General features: G+C 48.3%; 14 protein-coding genes and 1 other annotated feature. All 14 genes read left to right on the plus strand.

Translation table 11 applies throughout. The features are described 5' to 3' along the window. The first annotated feature begins 38 nt into the window (after window positions 1–38). Complete coding sequence (gene lon / locus CHH60_RS23420; RefSeq protein WP_095361415.1) at window positions 39–2,378, plus strand: endopeptidase La; 2,340 nt, start codon at window positions 39–41, stop codon at window positions 2,376–2,378. Between the two features lie 161 nt (window positions 2,379–2,539). After that, complete coding sequence (yihA, locus tag CHH60_RS23425) at window positions 2,540–3,181, plus strand: ribosome biogenesis GTP-binding protein YihA/YsxC (RefSeq protein WP_095361442.1); 642 nt, start codon at window positions 2,540–2,542, stop codon at window positions 3,179–3,181. 267 nt (window positions 3,182–3,448) lie between these two features. Beyond that, window positions 3,449–4,036 carry a non-ribosomal peptide synthetase module gene (locus CHH60_RS23430; protein ID WP_095361416.1) on the plus strand — a complete coding sequence of 196 codons (588 nt, stop codon included), beginning with the start codon at window positions 3,449–3,451 and terminating at the stop codon, window positions 4,034–4,036. 336 nt (window positions 4,037–4,372) lie between these two features. Beyond that, window positions 4,373–4,771 carry an adenosylmethionine decarboxylase gene (gene speD / locus CHH60_RS23435; RefSeq protein WP_095293297.1) on the plus strand — a complete coding sequence of 133 codons (399 nt, stop codon included), beginning with the start codon at window positions 4,373–4,375 and terminating at the stop codon, window positions 4,769–4,771. Between the two features lie 312 nt (window positions 4,772–5,083). Further along, on the plus strand, window positions 5,084–6,472 hold the full coding sequence (hemA, locus tag CHH60_RS23440) for a glutamyl-tRNA reductase (RefSeq protein WP_095361417.1): 1,389 nt from the start codon (window positions 5,084–5,086) through the stop codon (window positions 6,470–6,472). Window positions 6,473–6,487: 15 nt separating this feature from the next. Continuing rightward, on the plus strand, window positions 6,488–7,315 hold the full coding sequence (gene ccsA, locus CHH60_RS23445; protein WP_375335150.1) for a cytochrome c biogenesis protein CcsA: 828 nt from the start codon (window positions 6,488–6,490) through the stop codon (window positions 7,313–7,315). 5 nt (window positions 7,316–7,320) lie between these two features. Beyond that, the gene (locus CHH60_RS23450) at window positions 7,321–7,971 is read left to right on the plus strand and encodes a precorrin-2 dehydrogenase/sirohydrochlorin ferrochelatase family protein (protein ID WP_095361418.1); all 651 of its coding nucleotides are present in this window, start codon (window positions 7,321–7,323) and stop codon (window positions 7,969–7,971) included. 2 nt (window positions 7,972–7,973) lie between these two features. After that, window positions 7,974–8,930, plus strand: coding sequence for a hydroxymethylbilane synthase (gene hemC / locus CHH60_RS23455; RefSeq protein ID WP_095361419.1), 957 nt, complete (start codon window positions 7,974–7,976; stop codon window positions 8,928–8,930). A gap of 4 nt (window positions 8,931–8,934) precedes the next feature. Further along, on the plus strand, window positions 8,935–10,497 hold the full coding sequence (gene cobA, locus CHH60_RS23460) for a uroporphyrinogen-III C-methyltransferase (protein ID WP_095361420.1): 1,563 nt from the start codon (window positions 8,935–8,937) through the stop codon (window positions 10,495–10,497). A gap of 136 nt (window positions 10,498–10,633) precedes the next feature. Continuing rightward, the gene (hemB, locus tag CHH60_RS23465; RefSeq protein ID WP_095361421.1) at window positions 10,634–11,635 is read left to right on the plus strand and encodes a porphobilinogen synthase; all 1,002 of its coding nucleotides are present in this window, start codon (window positions 10,634–10,636) and stop codon (window positions 11,633–11,635) included. A 148-nt stretch (window positions 11,636–11,783) separates the two neighbouring features. Next, the gene (hemL, locus tag CHH60_RS23470) at window positions 11,784–13,088 is read left to right on the plus strand and encodes a glutamate-1-semialdehyde 2,1-aminomutase (protein WP_095361422.1); all 1,305 of its coding nucleotides are present in this window, start codon (window positions 11,784–11,786) and stop codon (window positions 13,086–13,088) included. After that, window positions 13,085–13,990: an RluA family pseudouridine synthase gene (locus tag CHH60_RS23475; RefSeq protein WP_095361423.1), complete on the plus strand. Its 906-nt coding sequence runs from the start codon at window positions 13,085–13,087 to the stop codon at window positions 13,988–13,990. Before hemL ends, CHH60_RS23475 begins: the two co-directional genes overlap by 4 nt. 138 nt (window positions 13,991–14,128) lie before the next feature. Further along, window positions 14,129–15,667 (plus strand): LysM peptidoglycan-binding domain-containing protein, encoded by a 1,539-nt coding sequence (locus CHH60_RS23480; RefSeq protein ID WP_095361424.1) that lies wholly within the window; start codon window positions 14,129–14,131, stop codon window positions 15,665–15,667. A 160-nt stretch (window positions 15,668–15,827) separates the two neighbouring features. After that, window positions 15,828–16,116: a binding site (T-box leader), on the plus strand. Between the two features lie 58 nt (window positions 16,117–16,174). Next, on the plus strand, window positions 16,175–18,841 hold the full coding sequence (locus CHH60_RS23485) for a valine--tRNA ligase (protein ID WP_095361425.1): 2,667 nt from the start codon (window positions 16,175–16,177) through the stop codon (window positions 18,839–18,841). Window positions 18,842–18,900: the final 59 nt, after the last annotated feature.

Raw genomic sequence — 18,900 nt, forward strand, 5'->3', positions numbered from 1 at the left:
ATGACTACAACCTGAGAGCCATTGGAGGTGCGAAAGCGATGGGACCGAGCAAAACGAAAGGTCGTCGTTTTCCTTTACTGCCTTTAAGAGGACTTCTCGTCTACCCGAGTATGGTACTGCATCTCGATGTGGGCCGGGAGAAATCGGTCAAGGCTTTAGAAAAAGCGATGGTAGAAGAACATTTGATTCTCCTATGTTCCCAAGCCGAGGTAAATATTGAAGAACCAACACAAGAGGACATTTTCAGAATCGGAACCGTAGCCAAGGTCAGACAAATGCTGAAGCTTCCAAACGGAACGATTCGTGTTCTGGTGGAGGGCTTGGAACGGGCTGAAATCATTGAATATACGGACAACGAGGAATATTACGAAGTGCTGGCACAGGAACTGCCTGAAGAAGAGAATAGTCATCCGGAGACGGATGCCCTGATGCGTACGGTTCTGAACCAGTTCGAAAATTATATTAATCTGTCCAAAAAGGTAACACCCGAGACACTTGCCGCTGTGTCCGATATTGAAGAACCCGGCCGATTGGCTGATGTGATCACGAGTCACCTGTCCTTGAAGATCAAGGATAAACAGGAAATTCTGGAGACCATCGACGTTCGCGAACGTCTGGAGAAACTTCTCGACATTCTCAATAATGAGCGTGAAGTGCTGGAGCTTGAACGCAAGATCAGCCAGCGTGTGAAGAAACAGATGGAGAAAACCCAGAAGGAATATTATTTGCGTGAGCAGATGAAAGCGATCCAGAAAGAACTGGGTGAAAAAGAAGGCCGTGCGGGTGAGGTCGAGGAGCTTCGGACTCAGATGGAAGAACTCGGCTTGCCGGACAAGGTCAAGGAGAAGGTCGAGAAAGAGATTGACCGACTGGAGAAAATGCCTGCCAGCTCCGCTGAGGGCGGGGTCATTCGCAACTATGTGGATTGGCTGCTAGCTCTGCCTTGGAGCGAGATGACAGAGGATGATCTGGATATTCAAAAAGCCGAAGATGTGCTGAATGCCGATCATTATGGTCTAGAAAAACCTAAAGAGCGTGTGCTTGAATATTTGGCGGTTCAGAAGCTTGTCAAAAAGCTTAAAGGGCCAATTCTCTGCCTGGTTGGTCCTCCAGGGGTGGGGAAAACGTCACTTGCCCGTTCGATCGCAAGATCGCTGGGCCGGGAGTTTGTAAGAATCTCCCTCGGTGGCGTGCGGGATGAAGCCGAAATTCGTGGACACCGTCGCACGTATGTAGGTGCCATGCCTGGTCGTATCATTCAGGGAATGAAAACAGCAGGCTCACTTAATCCCGTCTTCCTGCTGGACGAGATCGACAAAATGGCATCTGACTTCCGCGGAGATCCATCTGCAGCGCTGCTTGAGGTACTTGATCCTGAACAGAATAGTACGTTTAGCGATCACTTTGTGGAACTGCCTTTTGACTTATCCAACGTCATGTTCGTTACAACCGCCAATACGGTGCACAACATTCCTCGTCCGCTGCTTGATCGGATGGAGATGCTCAATATTCCTGGGTATACGGAGATCGAGAAACTGCAGATTGCCAAAAACTATCTGCTGCCGAAGCAGAAGCGTGATCATGGTCTGGAAGAAGAACAGCTGGAGATTGGCGATGACAGCCTGCTCCGTGTTATTCGTGAATATACCCGCGAGTCTGGCGTGCGGAATCTGGAACAGCAGATGGCTTCACTATGCCGGAAAGCGGCTAAAAATATCGTATCTGGTGCGGAAGGTCAGATCATTATCACACCGGATGAAATCAAGGACTATCTTGGACCTGGCAAGTTCCGTTACGGCATGGCCGAACTGGAAGACCAGATTGGCACCGTAACCGGGCTAGCATGGACCGAAGTAGGTGGAGATACGCTTGTTATTGAGGTCACGGTTGTACCTGGAACAGGGAAACTGACATTAACTGGTAAACTAGGTGATGTCATGAAGGAATCTGCCCAGGCAGCATTTAGTTATACCCGGTCCAAGGCGGCCCAGTTAGGCATTCCGGCTGACTTCCATGAGAAGAATGATATCCACATCCATGTACCTGAGGGAGCCATTCCTAAGGATGGACCTTCTGCAGGAATTACGATGGCTACAGCTTTGATTTCTGCATTGACGAACAAACATGTGTCGAAAGACATTGCGATGACGGGTGAGATTACGCTGCGTGGTCGCGTGCTACCTATCGGCGGTTTGAAGGAAAAATCACTGGCAGCACATCGCGCCGGTTACAAAAAAATATTATTGCCCAAGGATAACGAACGGGACCTGCGGGACATTCCGGACAGCATCAAGGAAGATGTGGAATTTGTCCCAGTAGCCCATATGGATCAGGTGCTGCAGCATGCACTCGTGGAGCAGACAGGAATTCACCTGTAGATCCGGTTAACCAAGGGAGCGTATGAAGAATGAACCGTTCTGCGGAAGCTTCGGCGTCCGCTGGAACGGTTTTTTTGGTATGATAGAACAATGATCCAAGGCATAATACGTTTATTGGCTTCTAATGCAAGAACAAGAGATCCAGAGAGGATAGATATATGATGAAAGTAAACCAATCCGAATTTATTATCAGTGCCGTTAGGCCTGAACAATATCCCGATGATGGCCTGCCGGAGATTGCTTTGGCGGGACGTTCAAACGTGGGCAAATCATCTCTGATTAATCGTTTGATTAGCCGCAAAAATCTGGCACGAACAAGTTCGACACCGGGTAAAACGCAGCAGCTGAACTATTATAAAATTAATCAGGATTTATATTTTGTCGATTTTCCGGGTTACGGTTACGCCAAAGTTTCCAAAGAGCAGCGCTTTGCCTGGGGTAAAATGATGGAGAAGTACCTGCTCGGCCGCAAGGAATTGAAGCTTGTCATGCAAATGGTGGATATGAGACATGAACCCTCCAAGGATGACAAGATGATGAATGAATGGCTTCGCCATCACGGATTGCCATTGGTAGTTGTAGCAACCAAAATGGACAAGATTCCAAAGACACGCAGAGCCAAACATATCAAAGTCATCAAGCAAGCGCTCGATCTGCGTCCAGGAGACTTGTTTGTACCGTTTTCATCTGAATTAGGACTGGGTAAAGATGAATTATGGGAGATCATCACACGCCACGCAGGTATTGGACAATTTGCTTCGGACGAATCTGAACCAGAAGAAATCAGCGAAGTGAATGAATGAGCAACAGATTGTGCCATGTTAATGCGGAAAAGTGAGTAAGCTGGCTGAATAAAGAATGAATGATCGATTATATCCGTATTTTCATGGGATTTTATGAGAATTCACTGTTTTGTTCTGGAGCATATTGGTTTGGCGGTGGTGTATAATGAATGTAGGTGCGTTTATGCCACAGGAACAAAAATACCGGCTTTGCCGGCCTGAAGAATTTTGAGATGACTGCCCATAAGCAGGAAGGCAAAACAATCGGGAAGAATTGAGGAGATTTGTATGGCTCAGCGGTTAGCCACAGAGTATGTTAATGCCACTTTTAAATTGTCAGAACCCCAGATGCATCAGTTTTTGCGCATGTCGGACGATGGCCGGATTCATCACCGGATTAAGGTGCTTGATAATGGTTGTCAGGAAATTGTGCTTGCAGATGTCAGTGGAGAGGAAGTTCATTTTCCCTTTGACCGTCAGAAAGGGTTTTACATCTGTGAGTTGTCTTGCCGTCTGGTAAACCATCATCTGACCAACGTTGTCCGAAAACTCTTTATGACCTTTAAGGGTGACGGCGTTGTTCATCGGATTTATGAAGAATTCACCATGACGTATGTTTATGCTCAAGGCTCTGTTCGTAAAATTGTAGAACAAAACGGGGAAAATACCCGACTGATCTATGAATACAAAAACACATTGCTTGAATTACAGCGTCAGTTCCAGGCTCGAGATGTTGAGCGTGAAATTAACCGATTATATGCAGAGGTGGACACACTTCTCGATACTAGGATTCATACATCAGCTCCTGAAGAGCTTCATCAGATTGATGCAAGACTTGCTCGACATCAAAAACGGCTCTTTGAACTTGAGGCTTAACGAACCTTAAGACGCCCTTTATACAACTATAAATGCTTTATCCATCCCCTTATTGATTCTGATCACCGGCACTTGCCGGTTCAGGTTCCGAAGGGGATTTTTTGTGAATAATGCGTTCATTTAGGCTGGCAATAATTTATTTGTTTAACTGTAAAAAAAGGGTTGCATTCCTTTAAAATAGATGTTATTTTTATTCTCGTTGAAAAGAATATAGGAACCAGGATTCACTCAGGACATTATATGTTGCGAGAGGTTTTTCCCTCGGGAAGTGAATGACGTAGGTCCTAGCGGATGAAATTTTCAAACATTTTATTCCTAGGAAGGGGGAACCGAAGGATGGAATATTCAACTTTCGGAAGACACGTTGCTGTTGATGTTTGGGGTGTCGACTTTGATCTACTGAACAGTGCAGAGTATCTGCAAGCCCAACTGGTTGAAGCTGCAGAGGCATGTGGTGCGACAGTAATGTCCGTGCAATCCAAGCAGTTTGAGCCACAAGGAGCGACAGTGCTTGTGCTATTGTCAGAGAGCCATCTCTCCATTCATACGTATCCTGAAAGAGGGTTTGCGGCGATTGACTGCTACACTTGTGGTGAAACGGTAGACCCACAGCTGGCCATTGACTACCTGGTATCCGTTTTGAAACCGGAGAAAACGTACGCTAAGAAACTGGTGCGTGGATTGGGTGAACTGCAGGTCGTAACACCGACGATGCAACCCATCGAACTGGTCTAAGTGATGTAGATAAACATGAGCAATGTTCACATATGGGGAATGAAGCAATTATCCCGAATTATAAATAGTCATGGAATTATTCCATGACTATTTGTTTTAATATTTTGAAGAACGAATAACGGAGAAGATTGGTGAGACACTACAATAAATGACAATGCATAGGATAATCTACATGGGGATTTCATAAACATTTCATAAAAATGGCCCGGTCACGGTCATGATGTGTGATATAATTAACCATGTCAAGCATAAATGGATGGAGATATGTAGAAAACACTTTGATTGGAAATTTATTAGGCAGGTGAACTTGCAATGCACATCGTTGTAGTTGGTTTGAATTATCGCACGGCGCCTGTAGAGGTTAGGGAACGATTCACATTTGCAGAAAAAGACTTGTCTGAAGCGCTGCAGCAGCTCAAGCTGACCAAGAGTGTATTGGAAGGTGTAATCGTAGCCACATGTAACCGTACCGAGTTGTATGTTGTGGTAGACCGTCTTCACATGTGTGGTTATTTTATTCGTACGTTTATGGAACAATGGTTTAATGTTCCGCGGGAAGAATTTACGCAACACTTATATATATATGAAGATGATCAAGCCATTCGCCATTTGTTCCGTGTCATTTGCGGATTGGATTCCATGGTGATTGGTGAAACACAGATTCTTGGACAGGTGAAGCAGGCCTTTTTCACTGCCCAGGAAGAGAAATCGACAGGCACCTGGTTTAACATGTTGTTCAAACAGGCGGTAACTCTGGGCAAGAGAGCACATTCGGAGACTTCCATTGGAGAAAGTGCAGTCTCGGTCAGTTACGCAGCTGTTGAACTGGGGAAACGTATTTTTGGCATGTTTACGGACAAGAAGGTACTCATTCTTGGAGCGGGCAAAATGAGTGAGTTGACGGTCAAGCATCTGTACGCCAATGGAGCCTCAGAGGTCATTGTAGCGAACAGAACTCTTGCAAGGGCTCAGGAGCTGGCTGCCAAGTTCAGGGGAACCCCTTGTACGATGGAGCAGGCTTTGGAGAGACTGAGTGAGGTTGATATTGTCATCAGTTCAACAGGTGCAGAGCGATATGTTCTGGATGCTTCCGTTGTCCGTGAGAGCATGAAGCGTCGTCAATCACGTCCATTATTCCTGATCGATATTGCAGTTCCTCGGGATATTGATCCGGCCATCGGAGAGTTATCCAACGTATTCCTTTATGATATTGATGATCTGGAAGGGATCGTGGAGAGCAATCTGGAGATGCGCAAGGTGGAAGCGGCCAAAATCGAAAAAATGATTGAACTGGAGATGGAAGACTACTATCACTGGCTCAAAACATTAGGTGTTCGCCCGGTGATTCGGGCATTGCAGGAGAAAGGAGCTTCCATTCATGAAGATACGATGGAGAGTCTCTTTAATAAACTGCCTGAGCTCGACGAACATCAGCGTAAGGTTATCCGTCGTTTGACCAAAAGCATCGTGAATCAAATGACGACAGATCCGATCAACCGGATCAAGGAAATGGCTGGCGGCAAGCATGGAGATGAAGCACTACGCATGTTCACCCAAATTTTTGCCTTGGAGGATGCAGTGGAAACGGCAGCAGAAAAAGTAAACCAAAGCGATGCCTCGGCCTTGGGTAAACCGGCCGCCGTTCATCTTAAAGACAACCGGCAAGATGCAATGCCGGCTTATGCTCCGGCAAGTGTATAAGGGCGGGTGAACAGCTTGACCCTTTCTGAACAAATCTATGAAGCTCTGATCTATATGTATGCCCTGAGCCTTCTGTTCTATTTCTCGGACTGCATTCGACGGAATGCGGGGGCGAAGCGAACGGGCACAGGGTTTCTTGTTGTTGTCTGGCTGCTTCAGGTCGTTCATGTGATTTTGCGAATGTGGACCGAGGGCCATTTTCCGATCTATACAACGTTTGATTTTCTGTTTATCTTTTCGTTTAGTATCGTATTGATGTCCCTGGGGATGATACGTGTCCAGCGTTCGGAATTTGTCATCCTGCTATTGAATATTGTGGGCTTCTCAGTTACCGTACTGAATCGATTGTGGTTTACAGCTGGGGAGATCTCGCTGCATAACTGGCAGACCGTTCACGGGCTGCTGATCATGCACATTACGCTGGCAAATTTGGGCTTTGCAGCACTCACGGTAGCTGCGGTCTTCGCCATGTTGTATCTGTTCCTGCACCGTAAATTGAAAAACAAAAAATGGAATGATACGATGCGGCGGATGCCGAGTCTTGAAGTCATTGGCAAATACATGGATGGCGCAACATTGATCGGAACACCGTTACTTGGCGTCTCCGTGGTGCTGGCCGTATTATCCATTGTCGCTGAGACCAGGTGGTATCTGCTTCTGGATCTGAAAGTCATTGCAACAGGTCTCGCTATCGCGATCTATATCGGTTATTTCGTTTCTAAGCAGAGAAAACAGTTTTCCAACATCATCATGGCAAGATGGACATTGATTGGATATGGTTTTGTCATTATGAGCTTTTTAACCAATGCGTATTCAGCGTTTCATCGTTGGACAGGGGAGTGAGGACTATGGATCGCTATACGCCGTTATATGTAAATACTTCAGGCAAAACCTGCTGCGTTGTTGGGGGCGGACGTGTTGCCGAACGTAAGATTAAAGGTTTGCTACACGCCGAAGCGCATATTAAGGTGTTTAGTCCGGAAATCACATCGGAGCTGAAACAACTGCATCAGGATTCCCGAATTGAGTGGATAGCCCGGTCCTACCGCAAAGGTGATTTGCGGGGGGCCTTTCTCGTATATGCAGCAACGGATCACGTTGAAGTCAACGCACAGGTAGTACAGGAAGCTAACGATGCGGGCATACTGGTGAATGATGCGATGTCTTCCGAGAACAGTGCTTTCATCACCCCCAGTGTAGTCAGGCGTGGAAGATTGAGCATTGCGATCTCAACAGCTGGAGCAGGACCGGCAGCTGCCGCAGAGATTCGGTCTACACTGGAGCAGCAATTTGGCGAAGAATACGAGACGTATATTGAATTTCTACATCAGATGAGGATTCAAGTGAAGTCACGTGTGTCGTCTCCGCGTGTACGAAGCATTTTACTGCGGCGGTTGACTGAAATGAATGTGCTGGAGGATATCCGTGCAGGGCAATTTCGGTGGTGGACAGAAGAAGAAATCGGGAACTGGATATCCCGTAATCAGGAGGAGCTGTAGATATGCGTACAATTAAAGTGGGAAGCAGACAAAGCGCACTGGCTTTGACACAGACAGGACATGTAATTCAGGATTTACGAAGCATTTGTGAGCGGGAAGGTTTAGCATTTGACTTTGAAGTACATAAGATCGTTACGAAGGGAGACTTGATTCTCGATGTAACGCTGTCCAAAGTCGGTGGCAAAGGACTGTTTGTCAAAGAGATCGAACAGGCCATGTTGGATCGTACCATTGATATGGCTGTGCACAGCATGAAGGATATGCCGTCCGAACTGCCGGAAGGATTAATCAATGGTGCTGTTCCGCGCCGTGCCGATCCGCGTGATGCCCTGATCTCCAATGGGGGGCTATCTTTGGATCAATTGCCGGAAGGGGCGAGAGTGGGGACAAGCAGTCTCCGTCGTTCCAGTCAGTTAAAGGCATACCGCCCGGATCTGCAGCTCGAATCCCTGCGTGGTAACATTGACTCACGTCTTCGCAAGCTGGAGACGGAGGGTCTCGATGCTATTATTTTAGCTGCTGCAGGATTATATCGAATGGGCTGGCAGGATCGGATTACCGAGTATCTGTCCGAAGAGGCTTGCCTTCCTGCCGTTGGCCAGGGTGCACTGGGTATTGAATGCCGTGAGGACGACGAGGAGCTGCTTCATCTGTTGAAGCTGTATAATGATCCGGAGACTGCTTCTCCCGTTTTGGCAGAACGTAAATTCCTCAGTGTATTGAATGGAGGCTGCCAGGTGCCTATCGGTGCTCATGCCGTCTGGAATCGTCAGCAAGATACAGATTCCCCGAATGGGCAAAACACGTTACAATTAACGGGTATGGTTGGTACGCCGGATGGCGGACTGATCCTTAAAGAAGCTCTGACCGGAACAGATCCGGTACGTCTTGGAGAAGAAGTAGCATGGAGATTGATTGAACGGGGAGCAGAGCAGATACTGGCAGAAGTTAGGGGATGAGGACATGGTGGGAAAGGTCTTTTTGGTAGGAGCAGGTCCAGGGGATGCTAAGCTGATAACGGTAAAAGGATGGGAGTCTATCGGCAAAGCAGATGCTGTAGTCTATGATCGTTTGGCCAGTCCGAGATTGTTGAAACAGATGAAGCCTGGCGCAGTGAAGATTTACGTAGGCAAGCGGCCTGACCGTCACACGATGAAACAGGAAGAGATTAATCAGCTGCTCGTCGATCTGGCCCTTGAGGGGAAAGTGGTTGTTCGGCTGAAAGGCGGAGATCCAACGATATTTGGACGCGTCGGAGAAGAGGCAGACCTGCTGCACAAAAACGGCGTTCCTTTTGAAATCGTGCCTGGGGTTACCGCAGCCATAAGTGTGCCTGCTTATGCCGGAATACCGGTGACTCACCGCGATTATGCATCATCCATTTCCATTATTACAGGGCATGAAAGCCCGGACAAGCTGGATCGCAGCATTCATTGGGATAAAGTAACGAACGCAACGGGAACACTGGTATTTATGATGGGTGTAGCCAAGATCGGCTATATTAGTGAACAGCTCATCCGTCATGGCCGTCCGGCACAGACACCCGTCGCACTGGTTCGTTGGGGAACAAGAGCTGAGCAGGATACCCTTGTGGGTACGCTTGAAAATATAGAAGCCAAGGTCATTGCTGCCAACTTCCAACCGCCTGCAGTCATTGTTGTGGGGGAAGTGGTGAATCAACGTGAGCAATTGAAATGGGCTGAGGTACTACCGTTGTTCGGTAAACGAATTCTGGTGACGCGCGCTCGCAGTCAGGCGAGTGAACTGGTGAACCGCATCGAGGAACTTGGTGGTGAACCGTATGAGTTTCCAGTTATCGAAACCGTTATGCCTTCGAGTGAAACTGCAAAACAAAGTGTCAAGGATGCCTTCGGTGCGTTAAATACATTTGATTGGGTATTTTTCACGAGCGTAAACGGTGTGGAGTTTTTCTTCCGTCACCTGGAAGAGCAAGGCAAGGATATCCGGGCCATGCATCAAGCAAGAGTTGCTGCAGTCGGACCTACAACTGCCGAGGCCTTGCGCAAGCACGGTATTGTTGCCGAAGTGGTCAAAGGGCCTTTTCAGCAGGAAGGTATGCTGGAGGCTTTTGAGAGTCAACTGAAAAAAGGTCAGAAAGTGCTGCTTCCCCACGGTGATCTGGCACGATCCTGGTTGCCTGACCAGTTGAAGGAACGCGGACTTGAGGTCACGGAAGCGATCATCTATGACACCGTACTCGCGGGAGAGGATGATGATGAACTTCTGAAGCTGCTGGAAGAAGGCGGTATTCACGCGGTGACGTTCACGAGCTCTTCAACGGTTACGAACTTCATGGAGATGCTTAAACGGATGGGGCTCCAAGATCCATTACCGTTGTTAAAAAATGTCGAGGTTGCTTGCATCGGGCCAGTGACTGCCAAGACGGCAGAAGCGGCTGGGTTGAAGGTGACACTGATGGCCGCAGAAGCAACGATCGAAAGTATGATCTCTGCGCTGATTGAATGGAAACGGACGCCTTCTCCAGAAGGGGCTATGCCTCGTTGATTTAGGAATTGTATCGCTATTGTAATAGATTGTATCCATATACCAAAATGCAGATTGATGAAGCGTGCTGAATTCGTTAGGATACCGGCGCGCTTCCCTTTTTGCTCTACTTTACTCTAAGAGAGGATGTATCTATATGAGTTTCCCAATTATACGACACCGTCGCTTACGTCAATCCGCAGGCATCCGCAATATGGTTAGAGAGACTCATCTGACCGTGGATGATTTTATCCAGCCCATCTATGTAACTTACGGTGAAAACGTAAAATCCGAGATCAAATCTATGCCAGGCGTATTCCGTTTTTCTCTTGACCGTCTGCAGGAAGAGGTAAAAGAGATTGCCGATCTGGGAATTCCGGCCGTGTTGTTGTTCGGTATTCCTGAGACAAAGGATAGTATTGGTTCTTCTGGTTTCGCTGAAGATGGTATTGTGCAGGAAGCAACGAAATTGATTAAGTCCTGGTATCCCGACCTGCTGGTTGTGGCAGATACCTGCCTGTGTGAATTTACGGATCACGGCCACTGCGGTATGGTGCATACCGTGGAAGTTGACGGACATATCTGCGGAGATGTTCTGAATGATGAATCACTGGATTTGCTAGTGAAAACAGCTGTATCCCAAGCCAAAGCAGGCGCGGATATTATTGCCCCATCCAATATGATGGATGGATTCGTTCAGGCCATTCGGGCAGGACTGGATGAGAATGGTTTCAGCCATATTCCAATCATGTCATACTCCGTTAAATATGCATCTGCTTTTTATGGTCCCTTCCGTGAAGCAGCGGATTCCACCCCACAGTTTGGAGATCGCAAATCATATCAGATGGACCCGGCTAATGCCCGCGAGGCACTGCGCGAAGCTGAAACGGATGTGCTTGAGGGAGCAGACATGCTGATGGTGAAACCGTCACTCTCCTATCTGGACGTGATGCGCACAATCAAGGATCAATTTGACCTCCCGCTTGTGGCCTACAATGTAAGTGGTGAGTATGCCATGGTGAAGGCTGCAGCAATACAGGGTTGGATTGATGAGAAAAAGGTCGCCATGGAAATTCTGCTCAGCATGAAACGCGCGGGTGCGGATATGATCATTACGTATTACGGAAAAGATGCCTCCCGCTGGTTGGCTGAGAAGTAATAGTTCTATGTAATTACACGTTTGCTAAGAGCGTCGTTATCAAATGATCAACATATAGCAAGGCCCTGCACGACCCTGTTATGTCGCTTGTATAGATCAGTTTACTGTTCATATAAGGAGCGGGGCCTTCATATTAAGGAGGATGTTCATGACTGCACAATCAGGAAAAAGACGAAACGATGAGCGCTCACGCAGCGCATTCGAGGAAGCCAAGCAGTACATACCTGGAGGCGTAAACAGCCCCGTTCGGGCATTCAAATCCGTAGGACTTACCCCGATCTATGCAGAACGTGGAGAAGGGTCCAAAATTTACGATATTGATGGCAATGTATTTATTGATTATGTGGGCTCATGGGGACCACTTATTATGGGACATGCCCATCCTGATGTCGTTGAAGCACTGCGTGAAACAGCTCTGAAAGGAACGAGCTTTGGTGCTCCAACGCTGCTGGAGACCGAGATGGCTAAACTTGTTTGCGAACGCGTACCTTCCATCGATATTGTGCGGATGGTCAACTCGGGTACGGAAGCAACCATGAGTGCCATCAGATTGGCGCGCGGTGCAACGGGCCGCAGCAAAATTCTGAAGTTTGAAGGTTCATATCACGGACATGCGGACAGCTTGCTGATCAAAGCGGGCTCCGGTGTCGCTACCCTTGGATTGCCAGACAGTCCTGGAGTTCCTGAAGGGGTTGCTACCAATACGATTACTGTGCCATACAATGATCTGGAATCGGTTAGTCTTGCCTTTGAACGTTTTGGTGAGGAGCTGGCTGCTGTCATTGTTGAGCCTGTGGCTGGGAATATGGGCGTTGTACCTCCGGCAGCGGGCTTTCTTGAAGGTCTGCGCAGCCTGACGAGCCAGTACGGCAGCCTGCTCATCTTTGATGAAGTCATGACCGGTTTCCGTGTTGGCTTGAACTGTGCACAGGGGCGGTATGGTGTTACGCCCGATCTGACATGTCTCGGTAAAGTTATCGGCGGCGGCCTTCCGGTCGGAGCATATGGTGGTCGTCGGGATCTGATGGAGCAGATCGCTCCAACCGGTCCGATCTATCAAGCGGGAACACTGAGTGGTAACCCACTGGCTATGGCAGCAGGCTATACCACCCTCAAACTGTTGACACCGGAAGTCTATGATCGTTTGGAGACGTTGTCGGCTCGTTTGCAGGCTGGCTTCGAAAAGAATGCGGCAGAGGCGGGTATTGCAGTAACGATCAATCGCGTTGGTTCCATGGTATGTCCGTTCTTCAGCAGTGTACCTGTTACCAATTACGATATAGCCAAAGGAAGCAATTTGGATCAGTTTGTTCGCTACTTTGCAGCAATGATTGATGAGGGTGTAAGCGTGGCACCTTCCCAATTTGAGGGCATGTTCGTCTCTGGTGTGCATACAGAGCAGGATATTGACGATACGATTGAAGCAAACCGCAAGGCTCTACAATCTCTATGACGATCAAAAGTTGGAAGCGTCGTGGGGAATGGCTGGAGCTGATGCCAGGCAAAGTGGTAACAGGCAGTCCAGACAGACAGCTTGCGGCAGAGCAATGGCTGCTCACTGAACTTTCGTTTCCAGAAAAGCTGTTTCGTCAGCTCAAGGCAAATCACGGAATTCAACTCGCAGGGGACCGGCTTCGGCTGGCCCTTTTTGCATCTCAGCCCATTGATGTTGAACCCCGGTGGGCAGAGATTGAGGTGCTGTACGAGGATGATTTTAGTCTGGTTGTACATAAACCTGCGGGTATGAAGCTGCATCCGGATGGATCTCGTGCCGATCATGCCATTACGCTGGATCACGCTGTCGCCTCTTATTATGAGATCAACGGTATCGACACCAGCGTGCGCCATGTGCATCGCCTCGATGAAGATACAACAGGCCCTGTTCTCTATGCCAAGAATGCTTTTGCTCTGGCAAAATTGGATGAGGCAATGCGTCGCAAAGAAATTGGGCGTCAGTATGTAGCCATTGCTGAAGGGCAGGTATCTCCGGAATGCAGCAAAATTGATGCGCCCATCGGTAAGGACAGGCATCACAAGCAGCGCAGACGCATTTCCGAGAGTGGGCAGGACGCAGTAACACATGTAGAGATTGTAGAAGTGTGGGAGCGTGCTACACTTGTGCGACTAATACTGGATACAGGACGTACGCATCAGATCAGAGTGCATCTGAGTTATGCCGGACACCCGCTTGTTGGCGATCAGCTGTATGGAGGAAAGCCTGATGCCATTGGGCGCCAGGCACTTCATGGTGAAGTGTTAAAATTTAATCATCCGCTCACGGGAGCGCTGATTGAAGTTCGAGATCCGTGGCCTTCTGATTTGGAACAGCTAGCCGAGCGGGAACGAACAACCTAATAAAAAGGCAAGCTTTGAACAAAGGTGGCATGCTCATCTCATCGATGGCATATAGATGGGGTAACGAAGGATTTGGACCATGGATCAGTCCCATGAGAAGGATCATGGTGAACATATGCCGAAAGGAGGACGCCACCTTTGTTGAATCAACCTTATGGTTTACGGTTCGATATTTATGAGCGCGTTCATTTGTCCGAGGGAGTCCCTGCCATTGAGGAACTGGAGGAAATTGAGTTATACCCGCGTATTCAAGTCATCGGTCAGGATGATCATGCAACGTTGCGAGGCCATCTTTTACTTACAGGTGCGTATCGGGGAGAGAACGAGATATCGGAGGAACTGAAACATTTTATTCCGGTTGAGATCACGGTTCCCCTGAATCGGGTAAGATCGCTTGAGGATATCTCGATTGAGATTGAAAACTTTGATGTGGATTTATTATCCAGCCGAAGCTTGAATATTACAGGTGTGTTGTCACTGCGTGGCATTGAGGGCTTTCCTGTTGAAGAGCCGCAGGCCTGGTCAGCGGAAGAATTTACTGTGGTACACTCGCCTGATCCGCAGCAGGTTAACCGCGCTCCGGAGGCAGAGGATGCAGATGCCGGGTTGAACACTTTTGCTCAGGAATATCTGCTGCAGCGCAGTGAAGAGGAAGGTCTGCCTATAACGGCCGAGTCTCTATACGCAGCAGAAATCCCTGGGTATCCACAGCAAGCCGCTGAAGAAAGCATCCGTTATGAAGAAGATGCGCAGCCGGAAGAACAGTTAACCCCTGCACCGCAACAGATCTATGCTGATACGCTCGAGAATCAAGATGAAGAAGAATATCAGAAAAGACCTGCTGAAGATAACGCTCCTTCATTAATCACCCAAGAAGATGAAGTAGCCGATAATGAAGTACCCGCCTCACCTTCACCCGTCTCATCTTTTATGGCGGAGACTGCAGACCGGTTGGCTTCTTATCCGGAGTCAGAGCCATTGCTACCTCTGGCTGAGGAATCACCATCTGTCTGGGCCGAGCCTTCCGTGGAGACCTTACATACAAACACGGAGCTGAACCAACAACCATCGGAAGACTTGGCTGTTTCGAATGTCTGGAACTTCGAATCTTCCAGGTCAGGTTCACCGCAGGAAGATCAGACGGAGGCTGAGAAGCCAGCAGAGAATTGGCAGGATGTGTTTGCAGCGTCTGAACTGGAATCTGCCGAGGGGGAAAGACCTTCTGCACCGGGAGCAGTGGATGCAGATGAATCTTCAGAGCCTGTTTCGTTCATTCCTGAACCTGTGGCTGAGACAGAAGACAAGCCAGAGCTCAAAGTAGCGTTTGGCAGCAAGAGGGAGTCTTCACCAAGACAGGAAGAAGGGGTCGGGATCTCGTCCCTGTTGTCCTCGGGTAGGTCGGTGCGGGATACAGAAACGGATCGGGAGGACGAGTCGGTCGCTGGCTCCGTACAGGAAGAAGCCTACCAGGCAGAAGATGTTCAGTGGAAGAACCTGTTTTTGGGCACGATTGTGGATCAGACACCATTCCGCAAAGTTAAACTGTGCATCGTCCAGCGGGAAGAGACCTTGGATAGCATTGCTGACCGCTATCAATTGAGTACCCGGGAGCTCCAGTTGTACAATCGTTTAACTGAACAAGTCGTTGAAGAAGGGCAGATTCTATACATCCCCTGACCTCTGACTTGTAAAATAACGTCCATATCAACCTGCAATCCAATAAGGATTGCAGGTTTTTGCTGCTTTTTGGCTTAAGATGCAGGGCTGCCGCCCGTTTCCGCTGTTGTCAGGTTGACTATCGGGCACGGTCAGGGTATGATGTGTTTAGGTTTTTTAAAGAACAACGTCGAATGGGAGTAGTAGACAGCAAGGCCTTTCAGAGAGCGGGATTGCAGCGCTGAGAAATTCCGCAGGAACCTACTGATCGAAGTCGCCCGGGAGTTGCCTGTTTGAATATGAGGAACGATGAAACATGTCATTGTGATTTGTTTGTTCCTGAAGTAGGATGGGCCGGTAGCAGCCGTTATCTGCTTGAAGTGTCACGATAGCCTCAGAAAGGCATGGTGTTTCTTTCTGTCTGCGTGAAACAAAGGTGGTACCGCGAAAGCTAACCTTTCGTCCTTTGATGGATGAAAGGTTTTTTTGTTTTTTGGCGATGATGATTAAGTAACGGAGGAATGACACATGTCTGAAGAAAAAAAATCAGCGGCAACAGAAATGCCGACTACGTATGATCCGAAAGCTGCGGAGCAGAAATGGTATTCTACCTGGACAGAACGTGGATATTTCAAGGCTGGTCAGCGCAAGGATGCTGAACCGTTTACCATTGTAATTCCACCCCCGAATGTAACCGGTATGCTTCATATCGGGCATGCACTGGATTTTACACTCCAGGATATTCTGATCCGAACCAAACGGATGCAAGGATATGACGCTTTGTGGCTCCCAGGTTCCGACCATGCAGGTATTGCGACTCAAACCAAAGTAGAGCAAAAGCTGCGTGAAGAAGGTTTGACCCGCTATGATCTTGGACGCGAGAAGTTCCTGGATAAAGTCTGGGATTGGAAAGACCAATACGCGACAACGATCCGTCAGCAGTGGGGTAAAATGGGACTCTCCCTGGATTATTCACGTGAACGCTTCACGCTCGATGAAGGGCTTTCCCAAGCGGTGCGCAAAGTGTTTGTTCAACTATATGAAAAAGGCCTGATTTACAGAGGCAAACGCATTATTAACTGGGATCCGGTGAACCGTACTGCATTGTCTGACATTGAGGTTGAGTACAAAGAGGTTCAGGGACACCTGTATCATCTGAAATACCCACTTAAGGACGGAAGCGGTTATGTTACGGTAGCAACGACTCGTCCGGAGACGATGCTCGGTGATACTGCAGTTGCGGTTCATCCAAAAGATGAACGTTATACAGACATGATTGGCAAAACGCTGATCCTGCCAATCATCGGCCGGGAAATTCCGGTTATTGCAGATGATTATGTAGATAAGGAATTCGGAAGCGGTGCTGTAAAAATTACACCTGCACATGATCCGAATGACTTTGAAGTGGGTCTTCGCCACAATCTGCCTCAGATCATAGTAATGGATGAGACAGGTACCATGAATGCGGAAGCAGGCAAATATCAGGGTATGGATCGCAGTGACTGCCGCAAACAGATCGTTGCAGATTTGCAGGAACTGGGTGTTTTGATCAACATTGAGGATCACACACACCAGGTTGGACACAGCGAACGGACGGGAGCTGTGGTTGAGCCTTATTTGTCCACACAATGGTTTGTTGAGATGAAGCCTCTCGCCGAAAGAGCCATTCAAAAACAGCAAAACGGGGAAGGCGTAAACTTCGTTCCCGATCGTTTTGAGAAAACGTATTTGAACTGGATCGAAAATGTTCGTGACTGGTGTATCTCACGTCAGTTGTGGTGGGGACATCGTATTCCTGCCTGGTACGACGATGAGACTGGTGAAATTATTGTATCGGCTGAAGATCCAACAACACTGCCAGAGTACGCGGGTCGTAAGCTGAGACAGGATGAAGATGTTCTGGATACGTGGTTCAGTTCGGCATTGTGGCCTTTCTCCACGCTCGGCTGGCCTGAAGATACTGAAGATCTGAAACGTTACTATCCGACAAGTGTGCTTGTAACCGGATATGACATCATTTATTTCTGGGTTGCACGGATGATCTTCACAGCTCTGGAGTTCACGGACGAAATTCCATTCAAAGATGTTCTGATGCATGGGCTGGTTCGTGATGCGGATGGCCGCAAAATGTCCAAATCACTCGGTAACGGTGTGGATCCGCTGGATGTTATTGAGAAATACGGTGCAGACGCAATGCGTTATATGATCTCCACCAGCAGCACGCCTGGCCAGGATCTTCGTTTCCGCTGGGAACGGGTAGAACAGGCACGTAACTTTGCTAACAAAATCTGGAATGCATCACGTTTCGCACTGATGAATCTGGAAGGCTTTACTTACGAAGATCGCGACATCAGCGGAGAGCTTGGAACAGCCGATTATTGGATTCTTCACCGTCTGAACGAAACTTCCCGCGATATTACGCGTCTAATCGAAGCATACGAATTTGGTGAAACAGGACGATTGCTGTACAACTTTATCTGGGATGACCTCTGTGACTGGTATATTGAATTTTCCAAGTTGTCCTTCTACGGTGAAGATCCGGTTGCCAAGAAAAAAACACAATCGGTACTCGCTTATGTCCTGGACCACACCATGCGCCTGATTCACCCGTTTATGCCTTACATCTCGGAAGAGATCTGGCAGCATCTGCCTCATGAAGGCGAGACGATTACACTTGCATCTTGGCCAGTGTATGATCCTGCGCTGGAGAATCCGGAAGCCGTTGCCGAGATGAACCTGCTCATGGATACCATTCGTGCCGTACGTAATATTCGTGCAGAAGTAAACGTGCCGATGAGCAAGAAGATTGAATTGATGGTAAAAGCGAACAGCGCCGAGACATTCAGCATTATCGAACGCAACAGCCATTACATTCAACGATTCTGCAATACATCCGAGTTCGACAGCGGACTTGATCTGAGTTCACCGGATAAGGCCATGAGTGCTGTAATTACGGGAGCTGAACTTTACTTGCCGCTGGCTGGACTGATTGATATTGAGCAGGAAGTGGCTCGCCTGGAGAAAGAGTTGCAGAACCTTGAAGGCGAAGTACTCCGTGTAGAGAAAAAGCTGGCGAATGAAGGCTTCGTAGCCAAGGCGCCAGCCAAGGTTATTGAGGAAGAACGCGCCAAACAAGCGGATTATTCGGATAAACGGGATAAAGTCATCGCCCGGATCAAGGAACTGAAAGGTTAATGTTTCTGGGTCGGATGGAGAGCAAGCATGCCATCCGGCCGCTTTTTTCAATCAAACTC

The sequence above is a fragment of the Paenibacillus sp. 7523-1 genome, from assembly GCF_002276415.1.
GTDB lineage: Bacteria > Bacillota > Bacilli > Paenibacillales > Paenibacillaceae > Paenibacillus > Paenibacillus illinoisensis_A.

Coding starts and splice junctions, on each gene's coding strand:
- CHH60_RS23485 (WP_095361425.1), top strand. CDS start 16,175: ATGTCTGAAGAAAAAAAATCAGCGGCAACAGAAATGCCGACTACGTAT.
- CHH60_RS23475 (WP_095361423.1), top strand. CDS start 13,085: ATGACGATCAAAAGTTGGAAGCGTCGTGGGGAATGGCTGGAGCTGATG.
- hemA (WP_095361417.1), top strand. CDS start 5,084: ATGCACATCGTTGTAGTTGGTTTGAATTATCGCACGGCGCCTGTAGAG.
- lon (WP_095361415.1), top strand. CDS start 39: ATGGGACCGAGCAAAACGAAAGGTCGTCGTTTTCCTTTACTGCCTTTA.
- hemC (WP_095361419.1), top strand. CDS start 7,974: ATGCGTACAATTAAAGTGGGAAGCAGACAAAGCGCACTGGCTTTGACA.
- CHH60_RS23450 (WP_095361418.1), top strand. CDS start 7,321: ATGGATCGCTATACGCCGTTATATGTAAATACTTCAGGCAAAACCTGC.
- hemL (WP_095361422.1), top strand. CDS start 11,784: ATGACTGCACAATCAGGAAAAAGACGAAACGATGAGCGCTCACGCAGC.
- hemB (WP_095361421.1), top strand. CDS start 10,634: ATGAGTTTCCCAATTATACGACACCGTCGCTTACGTCAATCCGCAGGC.
- cobA (WP_095361420.1), top strand. CDS start 8,935: ATGGTGGGAAAGGTCTTTTTGGTAGGAGCAGGTCCAGGGGATGCTAAG.
- yihA (WP_095361442.1), top strand. CDS start 2,540: ATGAAAGTAAACCAATCCGAATTTATTATCAGTGCCGTTAGGCCTGAA.
- CHH60_RS23430 (WP_095361416.1), top strand. CDS start 3,449: ATGGCTCAGCGGTTAGCCACAGAGTATGTTAATGCCACTTTTAAATTG.
- speD (WP_095293297.1), top strand. CDS start 4,373: ATGGAATATTCAACTTTCGGAAGACACGTTGCTGTTGATGTTTGGGGT.